Origin of the sequence: Pseudaquabacterium terrae (genome assembly GCF_013266755.1) — a bacterium.
Classification (GTDB): domain Bacteria; phylum Pseudomonadota; class Gammaproteobacteria; order Burkholderiales; family Burkholderiaceae_C; genus Pseudaquabacterium; species Pseudaquabacterium terrae.
Genome location: NZ_JABRWJ010000003.1, coordinates 111,630 through 126,609, shown reverse-complemented (window position 1 = coordinate 126,609; position 14,980 = coordinate 111,630). Strand labels below are relative to the sequence as shown.

9 protein-coding genes are annotated in these 14,980 nt (G+C 70.0%); 5 read left to right on the top strand and 4 right to left on the bottom strand.

The genetic code is table 11. The annotated features are described in order from the left end of the window. Nucleotides 1-479: 479 nt before the first annotated feature. From HLB44_RS09590 to HLB44_RS09580, 3 genes are all read right to left on the bottom strand, one after another. A complete protein-coding gene (locus HLB44_RS09590; protein ID WP_173122364.1) occupies nt 480-2,996 on the bottom strand; it encodes an IPT/TIG domain-containing protein in 2,517 nt (838 codons plus the stop codon). A 57-nt stretch (nt 2,997-3,053) separates the two neighbouring features. After that, nucleotides 3,054-6,026 carry an ATP-binding protein gene (locus tag HLB44_RS09585; protein ID WP_173122363.1) on the bottom strand — a complete coding sequence of 991 codons (2,973 nt, stop codon included), beginning with the start codon at nt 6,024-6,026 and terminating at the stop codon, nt 3,054-3,056. A gap of 128 nt (nt 6,027-6,154) precedes the next feature. Next, nucleotides 6,155-6,919: a glutathione S-transferase N-terminal domain-containing protein gene (locus HLB44_RS09580; protein ID WP_173122362.1), complete on the bottom strand. Its 765-nt coding sequence runs from the start codon at nt 6,917-6,919 to the stop codon at nt 6,155-6,157. Nucleotides 6,920-7,018: 99 nt separating this feature from the next. Here HLB44_RS09580 and HLB44_RS09575 point away from each other — a divergent pair, with 99 nt between their 5' ends. From HLB44_RS09575 to HLB44_RS09560, 4 genes are all read left to right on the top strand, one after another. Next, nucleotides 7,019-8,218 (top strand): serine hydrolase domain-containing protein, encoded by a 1,200-nt coding sequence (locus HLB44_RS09575; RefSeq protein WP_173122361.1) that lies wholly within the window; start codon nt 7,019-7,021, stop codon nt 8,216-8,218. Next, entirely contained in the window at nt 8,215-10,695 is a 2,481-nt protein-coding gene (locus HLB44_RS09570) for an ATP-binding cassette domain-containing protein (RefSeq protein WP_246312181.1), read from the top strand. Before HLB44_RS09575 ends, HLB44_RS09570 begins: the two co-directional genes overlap by 4 nt. A gap of 250 nt (nt 10,696-10,945) precedes the next feature. Further along, the gene (locus HLB44_RS37785) at nt 10,946-11,116 is read left to right on the top strand and encodes a TIR domain-containing protein (RefSeq protein WP_173122360.1); all 171 of its coding nucleotides are present in this window, start codon (nt 10,946-10,948) and stop codon (nt 11,114-11,116) included. A 38-nt stretch (nt 11,117-11,154) separates the two neighbouring features. Then, a complete protein-coding gene (locus HLB44_RS09560; protein ID WP_425500796.1) occupies nt 11,155-12,414 on the top strand; it encodes a S41 family peptidase in 1,260 nt (419 codons plus the stop codon). A gap of 120 nt (nt 12,415-12,534) precedes the next feature. Here the strand turns inward: HLB44_RS09560 and HLB44_RS09555 are convergent, their stop codons facing one another. Beyond that, nucleotides 12,535-13,638: a M14 family metallopeptidase gene (locus tag HLB44_RS09555; protein WP_173122358.1), complete on the bottom strand. Its 1,104-nt coding sequence runs from the start codon at nt 13,636-13,638 to the stop codon at nt 12,535-12,537. A 111-nt stretch (nt 13,639-13,749) separates the two neighbouring features. Here HLB44_RS09555 and HLB44_RS09550 point away from each other — a divergent pair, with 111 nt between their 5' ends. Next, nucleotides 13,750-14,976 carry an alpha/beta hydrolase family protein gene (locus HLB44_RS09550; protein ID WP_343051272.1) on the top strand — a complete coding sequence of 409 codons (1,227 nt, stop codon included), beginning with the start codon at nt 13,750-13,752 and terminating at the stop codon, nt 14,974-14,976. The last annotated feature ends 4 nt before the right edge of the window (nt 14,977-14,980 follow it).

The window sequence follows — 14,980 nt, the reverse complement described above, 5'->3', positions numbered from 1 at the left end:
CGCCGCCCAGCCGCACGAGGCGGCGCTCGGCGTGCGCGCGCCGCAGCGGGCGGCCAGGAGTAGCGGTCGTCGACGCCGGTCGAGCCGCCGTCCATGCCGCCTTAGGCCTTGCGCAGGCGCACAACTTGCGGTGCTGGCTCGGGGGATTGCAGGGAAACCTCGGCATCATCTTTCAGATGCGAGGCGACTCGCGCAGGCGCGTCAACGTTATGTGATCGCGCTCGACCACGCGCGTGACGCCGGGAACCGTCAATGGGAAGGCAACACACGCTGCAACTTGGCCACCGCGGCGACTACGACATCGCGCGCCCACAAGCTCTGGTTGTCATACGCTGCGATTGGAATCCTCCTCGCTGCGCATGCAGCGCGGGCGATGTTCGCGCAGGGACCGCAGGCTGGCAACCAATGTCGTTGCGAGCCGTCCGCAATGCGAAGGAGTTTGCCGGCCGTGGGCTCCGAGGCACCGATCACATCCCGCGTCAGCGCCCCACGCACCCCGCCGTCGCCAGCCAGCCCGACAGCGCGCCGACGCTGCTGATCGCGCCGCCGGTCGACGGCGCCAGCAGCAGCACCTGGCCGTCGGCCGCCGAGGCGCCGACGTAGACCCGCTGCGCCGGATAGTGGCGGTAGCGGTAGGGGTCGTGGGTGAGCGATGGCGCGCCCGCCGGCGCCAGCAGGCCCGGGTACTGCCGCTCGGCCCATCCGAACAGGCAATCGGCGAGCAGCGCGAACGCCGCCGCATCGAACACCGTGTGCTCGTGGGCGCCGAGGTCCGGCGCCGCGCCGCGCACGAGGCCGGCATGGTCGCGTACCGAACCGCCCGCCGCGCCGGCATCGCGCGCGGGGCTCGCGGCACGCAGCCGGTAGTCGCCCGCAGTGGCATCGACGAACTGCGGATCGGCGAGCGCACAGCCCGGCTCCCAGGCCGGACATCCGGCCACGCCGGCGTGCAGGTTGGGGCGCGCGGCGGCAAAGGCGCCGGCACCGGTGCCGGCCTCGAGCAGCACGCCGCCCTGGCCCGCGGCGGCGGCCAGGATGTTGTTGCGCAGCGTGATGCGTCCGGCGCCGGCGCGCCGCAGGTGGAGCTGCACCGCGCCGTCGATGCCGCGGATGCCGTTGCCCGCGAAGGTGTTGTGCTCGATCGTGACCCGGCCGTCGGGGTCGTCGATGCGCAGCCCCGCTTCACCGGCGCCGGCGATCACGTTGTTCACCAGCTGCACCGTGCCGAGCACCTCGGTCGACGCATCGCTGCCGCCGAGCAGCACGTTGTTCAGCTCGGCGCCGGTGATGCGGTTGTCGTGGATGCGGATGTCGTCGATGCGGTCGCCGTCGAGGTGGCCGAAGAGCTGCACCGCGCGCCCGCCGCGCTGGTCGCGGATCTGGTTCCAGCCCAGCTCGATGTCGCGGTTGTGCCCGAAGCCGCCGAGGTAGATGCCGTGATGCAGCTTCTCGCCCGCCTGGCCGTTGCGATCGAGCAGGTTGCCCAGGATGCGGATCGCGCTGCTGGGGCCGTTGACGCCGATCGTGCCGCTGTCGCTGAAGCCGCCGTCGTGGAAGTGGTTGCCGACGATGCGGTGCCCGGTGCCCGTGATGGGCAGCGCGCTCTGCACCTGCGTGAACGCCAGATTGGCGAGCACGTAGTGGTCGCGCGCAGGCTCGGCGGTCATCAGCAGGATGCCGCGGCGCGCCGCCGGGTTGTTGAAGAGCGGCCGCTGCCCGGGGTAGCCGATGTAGGCGATCGGGCGCTCGGCGGTGCCGCTGGCCGCGCTGTCGGCGTCGAGGATCAGGATCGCATCCCACGACGGATTGCCCGGATCGAGCGTCGTTTGCGTGCCGCCCTGCAGGTAGACGATGTCGCCCGGCTGCATCAGCGCGCGCGGCCGGTAGATCGAGCGCCACGGCTGCGCGAAGCTGCCGGGGTTGGCGTCGTTCGCGTTGGCTGCAGCCGGGTTGACGAAGTAGATGCTCCCATCACGCAAAGTGAACGGCAGCGGGTTGCTGCGCAGGCCGTTGACGGTGACGACGATGTCGCCGGACTGCGCGGCCGGGCCGGGCTGGACGACGATCATGTCCAGCCCGCGCGCGACGGCGTTGTCCTCGCCCCAGAGCACGTAGCGCGCGACTTCGGCGCCGCCGATCGTCACGCGCGAGCCGCCGCGTGTGCTGCCGAAGCCTTCGCCGTAGATCGTCACGAAGGCGCCCAGGTCGTCCTGGCCGCCGCGACCGGGGCCGGAGGGCAGGTCGGTGAAGAACAGGCGCGGCGCGACCGTCGGGCCTTCGTAGGCCGCCTGTGCCGCGCCCGCGGCGAGCGCCAGGCTCAGCATCAGCGGTGCCGACGCGGCGCGTCGCGTCGCGAACGCGGCGGCTGCCAGCGCCAGTGCCAGCAGCGCCGGCAACGGCGGCTCGGGCACCTCGGCCAGCTCGATCGAGAAGCTGTACAGCGACTGGGCGCGTGCCCGCTCGAACTCGAACATGTTCTGGTGCGGGCTGTGGGTGAAGGTCATCGCCTGCATGCTGCCGAACGCGGCGATCAGCTCGTTGATGTCCTGCAGCGTCAGCGCGAGCAGGACGTTCAGGTCGTCGGTCGGCGGGAGGTACAAGTTGGCAGAGGTCCACTGCCAGATGTCGGCCGAGGGCGGGTCGCCGTCGGCCGGGAACTCCGGGCCGGTGCCGATGAAGGAGTAGACCCGCGCCGATGCGCCGGGCACGGCGATCAGCACGCCGCTGCCGGCCCGGTCGATCGGCAGCGACAGCGTGGCGGCGCCGGCTGTCTCGGCCGAGCCGCTCGCCGCGAGGAAGTCACCGCTCAGCAGGCTTTCGGAGTCCACGCGCACCGTCACGCTCAGCGCGGTGCCCGGCGGCACGACGCCGTCGGTGGCTTCGCCGCTGTTCGAGGTCACCATGGTCGTGTAGGCGATGTTCACCGGCACGGCGAACGCGGCGGGTGTGCACAGCGCCGCCAGCCAGAGGGCGGCGCGGATCAGAGGCTGTCGCATGCTGTCTCCCGGTGAGGGTCCTGCGCTGCACTCTGGCAGGCAGGCGTTGGAGCAGCGTTAGACGGCCGGCTCCAGCAGCAGCTGCGCCAGCGCCTGGTCGAGGCCGGGAGCCGGTGTGGCCGCCGGCGCTGCGCCTGCGCGCGCCGCGGCATCGATCTCGCGCTGCACCGAGCGCCGCAAGGGGCGCGGCGTGGCAGCCGCCGCCAGCACCGCCAAGCGCAGCCGCAGCGCATCGCCCTGCCGGCCGCGGCCCTCGCACCAGCGTGCGTACTCGGCCACGGCATGGGCCTGCGCGCGCGGGCTGTGCACGGCGGTTTCGGCGGCCCGCTGGAGTGCCGCCAGCGCCGCGGCGGAATCGCCGCGGCCGCGCGCGATCGTGGCCAGCGTCAGCCGGCATGTCGGCTCGAGGATACGGTCGCCGCCCGGACCGATCGCCTGCAGCGCCGCGTGCGCGTGGTGCTCGGCCTGCTCGGGCTCGCCCAGCAGCAGCCGCGCCTCGGCGAGGCCCTGCTGGAAGTACGCCACGTTGCGCAGCACGCCGGTGCGCTGGCACAGTGCGAGCCCTTCCTGCGCCAGCGGCAGCGCCGCGGCGCCGTCGCCATCGGCGATGTGCTCGCGGCACAGCTCGTTCAGCGCCGCCTGCTGGCCGACCACGATGTCGAGCTTGCGTGACGCCACCAGCGCTTCTTCGAGCAGCCGCCGGCCCGCCGCCTGCCGGCCGAGGTCGAGCTCGGCGCGCGCCAGGTTGATCGCGTACAGCGCGCCGGCCGCGTCGTCGCCCCGCGCCCGCGCGCGCCGCAGCACCTCGCGCAGGCAGGCCGCCGCTTCGTCGGCGTGGCCGCTGCGCAGCAGCACCAGGCCGAGCGTATTGCGGGCAGTCTGGATCGCAAACCCGTCACCGGCCTGGCGCGCCGCGGCCAGCGCCGCACGCGATGCGCCATCGGCCACGCCGAACTCGCCGCGCCGGAAGGCGAAGGCCGCGCGCGCCAGCTGCACGTAGGCGCAGGCGCCCTGGTGGTCGGGGCGCTGGGGATCGAGCGCATCCGCAGCCTGCGCGAACAGCTCGGCACCGCGCTGCTGCTCGCCGCGCGCGTCGAGATAACTCTCGAGGGCACTGGCGCAGCGTTGCAACCAGTCGGCGCGGCGGCGTTCGACGGCCCATTGCCAGGCCGCGAGCAGATTGCTGAACTCCACGCCGATCACGCGCAGCGCCTCGCGCTGGTCGATGGCATGGAAGCTCTGGTAGCGCGCCAGCACGCGCAGGTGGTGTTCGGCGAAGCGCTGCTCGGCGGCCGCGCGCGGCGGGCCGGCGCCGAGCTTCTCGAGCGCCAGCTCGCGCAGCAGCGGATGGAAGCCGAAGCGGCCGTGCTCGTCGGCGCGCAACAGGCTCTTGTCGACCAGCGCCGCCAGCAGCGCCAGCGGTGCATCGGCCACCGCCCGCGCCGTCTCGCGCGTGAAGCCGCCCGGGCACAGCGCCAGCGCCGCCAGCGCCTGCTGCTCGCGCTCGGCCAGCAGCCGCCAGGAGTGCTCGAAGCTGTCGTGCAGGTTCTGCTCGCGCCCGCGGCGCGCGCCGTCGAGCCAGCCGATCGACGCGCCGATCTCGCGCGTGATCTCGGCCACCGGCATCACCCGCACCCACGGCGCGGCGAGCTCGATCGCCAGCGGCAGCCCGCCGAGCCGGCGCACCAGCGCGGCGATGTCGGCGGCGCAGCCGGCGGGCTCGAAATCGGGCTGCACGCGCTGCGCGCGCTGCACGAAGAGCTGCAGCGCATCGGAGGCCAGCAGCGCATCGGTCTCGGTCTCCTCGTCGTCGGGCGCCGGCAGGCCCTGCAGCGGCAGCAGCCATTCGCCGCGCAACTCGAGCCGGCTGCGCGAGGTGACCAGCAGCCGGCAGCGCGGGCAGGCGTCCAGCAGCTGCTGCACCCAGTCGGCCAGACCATCCAGGTGCTCGGCGTTGTCGAGCACGAACAGCAGCGCACGGTCGCCGACCTGCGCGGCCAGCTGCTGCGGCAGCGGCAGCGCGCCGTCGGCGGCCACGCCGATGGCTTCCAGGCAGCGGAGCGTGACGCGCTGAATGTCTGCCAGGTCGTCGAGGTCGATCCAGTACAGCGCCTCGGCCCGCAGCGGCGCCGGCTCGCGCAGCACGGCGCGAGCCAGCGCGCTCTTGCCCACGCCACCGGGGCCGCTGAGCGTCAGCAGCCGGCAATCGCCGCCGGCCAGGGCGCTGCGGATGCGCTGCAGCTCGACGCGGCGGCCGACCAGCGGCGCTGCGGCAGCCAGCGCACTGGCGGCTGCCGGCGCGCTCGCTGCCCGGACGTGCGCCGCCCGCCCCGGCGCCGGGCGCTGCAGCGCGCGCGCCGCCGCGCGCAGCGCCGCCGACGGCTCGACGCCGAGTTCGTCGGCCAGCCGGCGCACGTAGGCCTGGTAGTCGCGCTGCGCCAGTGTGATGCGGTCGCTGCGCGCCAGCGCCCGCAAGCGGTGGCACAGCGCCGCTTCGTCGAGCGGATCGACGGCCAGCGCCTGCGCCGCCAGCGCCGCGGCCGCAGCGGGGTGGTCGGCCAGCTCGTCCACGCGGCGTTCGAGCGCATCGCGCCAGCGCGTGTCGAGGCGTGCGCGCTCGAAGCGCAGCCAGTCGGCGAAGGGCGCCGGCGCGCCGGCCTCGAAGCCTTCGAGCAGCGGGCCGCGGCGGCAATCGACCGCGGCGGCCCAGTCTTCGCGCGCCAGCGCCCGCTCGAACGCGGCGACGTCGGTGTCCGGCTGCCAGCGCAGCGCATCGGGGCTGGCCTGCAGCGTTTCGGCACCGATCAGCCGGCGCGCCTGCAGGAGAACGTAACGCAGGTTGGTGCGCGCCGCCCCGGTTGGGCGCTCGGGCCACAGCAGCGCGGCGGCCGCTTCGCGTGCCACCCAGTCGCGGCACAGCGCCAGGTGCACCAGCAGCTGCCACGGGCGCTCGGGCGGCATCGGCTGCTCCGATCCACCCGACACGGCGAACGCCGCGGCGCCGAACAGCTTGAGCGAGGGAGCGACCATGCCGTCCGGAAGCGTATGCGCGTTGCGCGGCGGCGTCCACCGCCTGGGAAGCTGCTGGCCGATGCCGACGCCCCGCTGCCTGGCGCACTCACGCGGCCGCTGCCACCGGCGCTGTCCCGACTGCCGACTCACTTCGCGTAAGTGCGCTCCAGGTACTCCAGGATGTCGCGCGACTCGAACATCCCGACATCGCGATTCGGATCGACCAGGTAGGGCACCTGGACCCGGCCGTGCTCCTTGAAGAAGACATCGCGCTTGCTGCCCGCCACCGGCTTGTAGCTGCCGGGCGCCAGCACGCGCGGCCGCGACGGCCCCATGTCCGACCATTGCAACTTGCCCAGGTTGACCAGCCGATAGGGCAACTCCAGCTCACACAGCCGTTCCCGGACCGGGCGCGAGAACGGGCTCGACTCAAAGCTGTACAGCACCAGCGCCTTCTTGGGCCGGGTCGACGGCCGCGCCGACAGGCCGCGCGGACCGCGCACGATGCCCGCCAGGCGTGATGCCAGCAGATTGAACGCCGAGGCCTTCAGGCCTGCGGGAGGCGCCGCATCGAGATAACGCTCGAACAGGTAGGACACGATGTCGTCCGCACCCGCCAGCTTCTGCCCGCTGTTCGGATCGACCAGCACCGGCACAGCGCTTCCGTCCGGCGCCGCCTTCTTACGCTGCGCCGCGAAACGCTTGCCGCCCGATGGGCACGGATAGACCATCGCATCGAGGTTCAACTCGGTCAGCGCCTCACGCACCAGCCGGCACTCGGCGCCGTCTTCCCGGTCGTACAGGATCAGCAGCTCCTGCGCCGCCTTGGCCGGCCGGTCGCCCCAGGTGCCGCGCCACAGCCGCAAGGACGAGGCCAGGCCCGAGGACAGCAGATCGAGGTTCTTGTTCATGGTGCTCCTTCAAGGACAGAGGATAGGCCCAGCCATCGCACGATCAACGCGACCGCTTCGACGCGTTATCGTTCGCGGCTGCATTCGCGAGGAGACAGGATGAGATTCAAGAAGATGGCGCTCGGCTTGCTGGCGGTCGTGGCGCTCACCGGCGTCGGCGGCTGGTTCAGCCTCGACAAGGAGGCGCGTGCGGTGCTGGTGACCTTGCCGACCAACCGCGACCTGCTGTTCTGGAGCCAGCCTCAGCGCGACGCGGCGTTCCGCGCCCTCGATCGGCTGCCGGTGCTGGCCAAGTCGCGCATCGTCGCGGCCGGCGGCCAACCCGTGCCGCTGCCGTCGGGTCCGCCGCTGAAGCTGGGCCTGGACGTCGACGCGTACATGGCCGGGCAGCGCAGCGCGGCGCTGCTGATCGTTCACGACGGCAAGCTGCGCCTCGAGCGCTACGGCCTGGGCTTCGACGGCAGCGGGCGCTGGACCAGCTTCTCGGTGGCCAAGTCGATGACCTCGACGCTGGTGGGCGCTGCGCTGCGCGACGGCCACATCCGCAGCATGGACGACAAGGTCAGCGACTACATCCCGCAGATGAAAGGCTCGGCCTACGACGACGTCAGCATCCGGCAGCTGCTGACGATGACCTCGGGCGTGCGCTGGAACGAGGACTACGCCGACCCGCGCTCCGACGTGGCGCAGTTCAACAACCACCAGCCGGAGCCGGGTGTCGACGCACTCGTGAGTTACCTGCGCCGCCTGCCGCGCGAGGCGCCGGCCGGCACGCGCTGGCACTACAGCACCGGCGAGACCAACCTCGTCGGCATCCTGGTCAGCCAGGCGACGAAGAAGCCGCTGGCGACCTACCTGTCGGAAAAGGTCTGGCTTCCGGCCGGCATGGAACAGCAGGCGACGTGGATGCTCAACAAGACCGGCCAGGAAATCAGCGGCTGCTGCATCCAGGCCACGCCCAGGGATTTTGCGCGTTATGGCCTGTTCATCCTCGACGGTGCACGGGCCGGCGGCCAGAGCATCCTGCCCGACGGCTGGCTGGCCGAAGCGACGACCGAGCGCACCGGCATCGGCCAACCCGGCCGCGGCTACGGCTACCAGTGGTGGACCTACGCCGACGGCAGCTTCGCCGCGCGCGGCATCTTCGGCCAGGGCATCTTCATCGACCCGAAACGCAAGCTGGTGATCGTCTCCAACGCCAACTGGGCCGGCGGCGCGACCGACCGAACCGCCAGGGGCGCACGGGACGACTTCTACCGGGCCGTGCGGAAGGCCATCGACGAGGAGGCCGCGCGATGAGCAAGGCGATGAGCAAGACGACGAACAAGACGAAGGGCAACGACACGCAGCGGCCCGCGCCGAACGGCGCCGACCGCCACGACCTGATCCGCGTGCAGGGCGCGCGCGTGAACAACCTGAAGGACGTCAGCATCCAGCTGCCGAAGCGCCGGCTGACGGTGTTCACCGGCATCTCCGGCTCGGGCAAGAGCTCGCTGGTGTTTGGCACCATCGCCGCGGAATCGCAGCGGCTGATCAACGAGACCTACAGCGCCTTCGTGCAGGGCTTCATGCCGACGCTGGCCCGGCCCGAGGTCGACGTGCTCGAAGGGCTGACGACCGCGATCATCGTCGACCAGGAGCGCATGGGCGCCAACGCGCGCTCGACGGTGGGCACCGCCACCGATGCCAACGCGATGCTGCGCATCCTCTTCAGCCGCGTGGGCAAGCCGCACATCGGCTCGCCCAACGCGTTCGCGTTCAACGTGCCCTCGGTCCGGGCGGTCGGTGCGATCACGGTCGAGCGCGGTGAAGGCAAGACCAAGACGGTGAAGCAGACCTTCAACCGCACCGGCGGCATGTGCCCGCGCTGCGAGGGCATGGGATCGGTCAGCGACATCGACCTGACCCGGCTCTACGACGACAGCAAGTCGCTCAACGAGGGAGCGCTCGTCATCCCCGGCTTCAGCATGGACGGCTGGTACGGCCGCATCTTCCGCGGCTGTGGCTTTTTCGACCCCGACAAGCCCATCAACAAGTTCAGCAAGCGTGAGTTGAACGACCTGCTGCACAAGGAGCCGACCAAGATCAAGGTCGACGGCATCAACCTGACCTACCAGGGCGTGATCCCGCAGATCCAGAAGTCCTTCCTGTCCAAGGACGTCGACGCGCTGCAGCCGCACATCCGGGCGTTCGTCGATCGGGTGGTGACCTTCAGCACCTGCCCGGAGTGCGGCGGCACGCGGCTCAGCGAGGCCGCGCGGTCCTCGAAGATCAAGAAGCTCAACATCGCCGATGCGTGCGCGATGCAGATCAGCGACCTGGCCGCCTGGGTGCGCGAGCTGAACGAGCCGACGGTGGCGCCGCTGCTCGCCGCGCTGGCGCACACGCTCGACTCGTTCGTCGAGATCGGGCTGGGCTATTTGTCGCTCGACCGGCCGTCGGGTACGTTGTCGGGCGGCGAGGCGCAGCGCGTCAAGATGATCCGCCACCTCGGCTCCTCGCTGACCGACGTCACCTACGTCTTCGACGAGCCGACCATCGGCCTGCACCCGCACGACATCCAGCGCATGAACGAGCTGCTGCTGCGGCTGCGCGACAAGGGCAACACGGTGCTCGTGGTCGAGCACAAGCCGGAGACGATCGTGATCGCCGACCACGTCGTCGACCTCGGCCCCGGCGCCGGCGCGGCGGGCGGCACTGTCTGCTTCGAAGGCACGGTCGACGGGCTGCGCGCCAGCGGCACGCTCACCGGCCGCCATTTCGACGACCGCGCCGCGCTGAAGAAGACGCTGCGCAAGCCCACCGGCGCGCTGGCGATCCGCGGCGCGAAGACGCACAACCTGCGCGACGTCGACGTCGATATCCCGCTCGGCGTGCTGGTCGTGATCACCGGCGTTGCGGGCTCCGGCAAGAGCTCGCTGGTGCACGGCTCGATGCCCGCCAGCGCGGGCGTGGTGGCGGTCGACCAGGGCGGCGTGCGCGGCTCGCGGCGCAGCAACCCGGCCACCTACACCGGCCTGCTCGACCCGATCCGCAGCGCGTTCGCGAAGGCCAACGGCGTGAAGCCGGCGCTGTTCAGCGCCAACTCCGAGGGCGCCTGCCCGGTGTGCAATGGCGCCGGCATGATCTACACCGACCTGGGACCGATGGCCAGCGTCGCCACGACCTGCGAGGAGTGCGAGGGCAAGTGCTTCCAGGCCTCGGTGCTGACTCACAAGCTGGGCGGCCGCGACATCAGCGAAGTGCTGGCGATGTCGGTGAGCGAGGCCACGGCGTTCTTCGGCGCGGGGAAGGCGAGCACACCGGCGGCGCATGCCATCCTCGAGCGGCTGGCCGACGTGGGCTTGGGCTACCTGAGCCTCGGCCAGCCGCTCACGACGCTGTCAGGCGGCGAGCGGCAGCGGCTCAAGCTTGCGACCCACATGGCCGAGAAGGGCGGCATCTACGTGCTCGACGAGCCGACCACCGGCCTGCACCTCGCCGATGTCGAACAACTGCTCGGCCTGCTCGACCGGCTCGTGGACGCCGGCAAGTCGGTGATCGTCATCGAGCATCACCAGGCGGTGATGGCGCACGCGGACTGGATCATCGACCTCGGGCCCGGCGCGGGGCACGATGGGGGGCGGGTTGTGTTCGAGGGGACGCCGGCTGAGCTGGTGGCGGCGCGTGCGACGCTGACCGGGGAGCACCTCGCGGCCTATGTCGGCGCCGACGCTCGAAAGCAGGCTAAAGGAGCGGCCGCAACAAGTGCTGTTGGGAGGTCGGATCGGGCGTAGCCGGTGTCAGCAGAACAGGTCGCGAAAGAGGTTGGCTCCGATGATTGCCGCGTCGTTCTTTCGAGGAAGGCGATAGCAGTCGTTCGTGGCTGCGAACGGGCGGCTTGTAGGCCTCCGCGCGCGAACCCGCGTTCCCCCGGACGGCTTCGGCGCGCTTGTTCGTGCGAGACTGCCTTGCCCATGGCCACGCGAGTGCTCCGAGCACGACGCCGACCCCGCCCTCCGCCCGGGCGGCGAAAGCGATCGGCCCGTGGCGTTCATCTCGTACGCTCGCGAAGACCAAGCCTATGCCGAACATCTTGCAGAGGCGCTGGCGGCGGTGTTCGTGGACCATCGTGCGAATTGGCAACTGTCGCGTGGCGACAGCTACCGAGACCAGTTGCAGTTGATGATCCGGGAAAGCGATGCCTTTCAGATTTGAACGAACGGAATTCACTCCGTATCATCGCCCGGTCAGCAATGATGAACAATTTCACTGCACCCTCTATCGGAGTCTTAAACAACATGTCCCTCTCTCGTCTCGCTCGAGCGTCATTGCTTCTAGTCGTTGGCCTTTGGGGGCTCTCAATAAGTTCCGCGGGGGCTCAAGCTCAGAAGCTCAGTCCCGATATGTTGGATGAGTTGAAGAAAGTCGCCGCCATCTACGGCATCATCCAAACGGAATACGTGACGCCCGTAGAGGGTACAGTAGTCCTGTCCGGCTGCATGAAAGGCATGCTGAATAGGCTGGACGCACAATCGGCCTATTTGGACAAGGAGGAGTTCGAGGATCTTATCCGGGGACCCTCAAGAGATGTTGTCGGAATTGGTGTCGAGATGGTCGTTCGTGCCGGCTTGCCAACTGTGGTCTCGGCCATTGAAGGCTCCCCTGCGGACCGAGTCGGGCTACGCCCCAAGGACTACATATTGGAGATCGACGGTCATTCAATGGAAGAGAGCGAGGTCCAAGACGCGGTCAAGAGGTTGCGAGGCAAGCCTGGTACAACGGTCAGCCTTGTTATCAGACGCCCAGGCGAGATGGAGAGCCGCTCGCTCACGCTGGTTAGAGAGCCAACCTATCTCAAACGGGTGTCTTCACGACGGACACCGTTTGACATCGGGTATTTGCGCATCCCCAGCGTCAACGAGAACACGGCATCTGATGTGCGCGCGGAGTTTCGCAAGCTTCAGGCCGCAGGCCCACTGCGTGGTCTCGTGCTCGACTTGAGAAACTCACCCGGCGGCCTGCTGCTGTCATCCATCGAACTGGCAGCGATGTTCTTGCCCCCGGATGCGCCAGTCGTGAGCACAGAGGGCCGCTCGTCCGAATCGAATAAAGCTTGGACGGCGAACAGAGACGAGATTCTGAAGAGCAAGTATGCAAAGCGCGACGATTGGCCCGACGCCATGAAGTCCGTGCCGCTGGTCGTTCTTGTCAACGCAGGTACTGCGTCTGGCGTAGAGATCATCGCAGCGGCATTGAAAGACAACGGTCGGGCCAAATTGATTGGCAGCAAGACGTTTGGTCGAGGAACGATTCAGACCGTGCGGCCATTGAGCAAAGATTCAGCGATCAAGCTGACCACCGCGTTCTACAAGACTCCAAGTGGACGTCATTTGCAAGGGAATGGACTAGAGCCGGACTTGCAGGCCCCTGATCTTCAGCGGTTGGAAGATGCAGGGACTGACCAAGATGCTGGTCTGAGCAAGGCGATCGGCTGGTTTCGTGCGCCATCATGAGACGGAGAGCAGTCCGGCATGACGCAGGCATGCGCTTCCGGATCTCTTGAGGAGAGCGCAAGTGAGCCGACGGCCCATCGGTAGACGCCCGACGGTCGCTGATGGGCCCCACGTCAGCCCTCAGGCCCGCACAAGGCCCGCCAGCGCCTGCCGGTAAACCTGGTCCGACCGGAACAGCACCATCTCCTTCCAGTCGTCATGCGGCGGAAAGAAGTGGTCGCGCGTCGCCTGGCGGATGGCCGCGGCCTTCGGGCCGCGTGGATCGCCGTGTCGCCACAGCCACGCGTCGTCGCGCAGCACGCGCGCGCCGCGCGGCGGCTGATAGGTGCCGAACTCGAGCGCCACGAAAGCGATGTCGGCATGCGCCAGCGCGCGTTCGTAGCCGAACTCGGTGAGACCGGTCTTCTCCTGTGAGCTCGACGTGCCGAGCAAGGGTTCGGTGACGCTGTCGCCCCACCACGCGCGGGCGCGCTTCACGCGCTCGCTGCCCGGCGCGTGATTGCAGATCGGCTCGCCGTAGCCGTAGGGGCCGAGGCCGGTGTGCATGTCGACGATCGCGACCGTCAGCTTGCGGCCGCCCGCGCGCGGCGCCAGGTGCTTCGCGAGGATCGCCTCGCTGGTTCTGCGGGCCCAGGTCGGGCCGGAACCACCGAAGAAGAGCCCGTCCGGGTGCGTGTACTGTCCGGTCGAGCGGGCCACGCGCTCGGCATGCTCGCCGTGCTGGGTCCGGTAGGCGGCAATCGCTTCGTCGCAGCTCGCGAGCGTGGCCTCGTCGAGGGACGACGGCGTGTAGTGCCGATGCAGCTCGACATAGCCGGGGTTGGCCGGCAGCGGCTGCGTGAAGTCGATCCAGTTGCGGTTGAGGTCGACGTTCTCCTCCGTCACCCGGCGCTGCCAGGCGAAGCCATGGGCGTTGATGCCGTGGATCAGCAGCACGCCCGTGTCGGGCGGCAAGGACTGCGACAGCGGGCCGCGCAGGAAGGCGATCTGCGGCCCGGAGCCGGCGTAGGCCTCGACGCCATGCGTGCCCGAGATGATCACGAGCGCCCGGGCTGCGTTCTCGGGGCCGAGCCAGGCGCTGTCGGCGAAGAGCGCCTCGCCGTGCGGCCCGGTCAGCGGATGAGGCCAGTGAGTGATGAGCGCGCGTCGCTTCGCTGCGGCGGCCAGGAATTCGTCGCGAGCTTCCAGGTGGTTGATGGAGTAGGCGGAAAGGTCGAGGTCCATCGGCTGATTGTGCGACCACACCCCCGGTATCGGCTGCCGATGACCCCGCGCGTGCAGGTTGCGCCGCGATGCGGACAATCCGCCTCTCCCGGCTTTCCCATCAACCCGCCCGTGCCGTCGATCGCTTGTCCCCCCGACCTGTTCCGAAGGCCGCGCCTGCTTGCAGCCGCCGCGTGCCTGGGCGTGCTGCTCGGCTGCGGTGGCGGCGATGGCGGCCGCACCGAAGAGGGCGGGAACCGCCAGGCGCTGGCCGCCGCTGCGGTGCGTTCAGCGCCGGTGGTGGGTCCGGGCGAGCTGAAGTCGGCGACGCCCATTCGCACCGTCGAGCTCGCCGCGATGGCGTCCGTGTTCGCCACGGTGCCCGAGCTCGGCGTGCAAGCGAAGTACGCCGTGACCACCTACCGCCTGACCTACGTGACGAAGGATGGCGACGGCCAGGACGTCGTCGCCTCGGCGCTGGCAGCGGTGCCGGTGAAGCCGGCCGGCCGACCCAGCCCGGTGATGTCGTGGCAGCACGGCACGCTGTTCCTGGATGCGCAGGCGCCCAGCAACACGGCCAACGAGTCGGAGGCAGCGGTGCTGCTTGCATCGCAGGGCTACATCGTCGTGGCCGCTGACTACGTGGGTTATGGCGCGTCCAAGGGCCGACCGCATCCCTACCTGCTGTCGGCACCGACGGCGGCGGCGGTGGTGGACCTGCTGACCGCGGCAAAGACCTGGCGAGCGACGAGCGGCGTGGTGGACAACGGCCAGTTGTTCATGGCCGGCTACAGCGAGGGCGGCTACGCCACCGTGGCGGCGCTGCGGTCGATGGAGACCACCGGCAGCCCGCACCTGGCGAATCTCGTCGGCGTGGCCCCGGGAGCGGGCCCCTACAGCGTCACGGCGACGATGGACGCCGCCCTGGCGATCGTGCGGCAGCGCAGCGAGCTGCTGCGCTGGGTGGCCTGGCCCGGCGTGCTGAAGAACCTGAGCACGACGACCCGCACGCTGCTGCGCGACGCCTTGGTGCACGAGATCCTGCCCGACGACGCGGACGTCACGCTGACCACGTCGTTCATCGACCTGTACCTGGCCGACGACACCGCCGCGCTGGACGCCCTGAGCAACGTGCACGACTGGCGCCCGACCTGGCCGGTGCTGCTGCACCATGGGCGCGACGATCGCACGGTCGCCTACAGCGTCGCCACGCGCACGATCGCGACGATGCGCGCCAACGGCTCGACCAGCGCCAGCCTGACCGATTGCCCGGTTCAGCCCGCTGGTCACCTCGACTGCGTGGTGCCCTATTTTTCGTTTCTTCTGAGCCGGGCAGCGGGCGCGGCGCGGGACCTCTGAGCGA

Coding starts and splice junctions, on each gene's coding strand:
- HLB44_RS09590 (WP_173122364.1), bottom strand. CDS start 2,996: ATGCGACAGCCTCTGATCCGCGCCGCCCTCTGGCTGGCGGCGCTGTGC.
- HLB44_RS09580 (WP_173122362.1), bottom strand. CDS start 6,919: ATGAACAAGAACCTCGATCTGCTGTCCTCGGGCCTGGCCTCGTCCTTG.
- HLB44_RS09560 (WP_425500796.1), top strand. CDS start 11,155: ATGATGAACAATTTCACTGCACCCTCTATCGGAGTCTTAAACAACATG.
- HLB44_RS09555 (WP_173122358.1), bottom strand. CDS start 13,638: ATGGACCTCGACCTTTCCGCCTACTCCATCAACCACCTGGAAGCTCGC.
- HLB44_RS09570 (WP_246312181.1), top strand. CDS start 8,215: ATGAGCAAGGCGATGAGCAAGACGACGAACAAGACGAAGGGCAACGAC.
- HLB44_RS09585 (WP_173122363.1), bottom strand. CDS start 6,026: ATGGTCGCTCCCTCGCTCAAGCTGTTCGGCGCCGCGGCGTTCGCCGTG.
- HLB44_RS09575 (WP_173122361.1), top strand. CDS start 7,019: ATGAGATTCAAGAAGATGGCGCTCGGCTTGCTGGCGGTCGTGGCGCTC.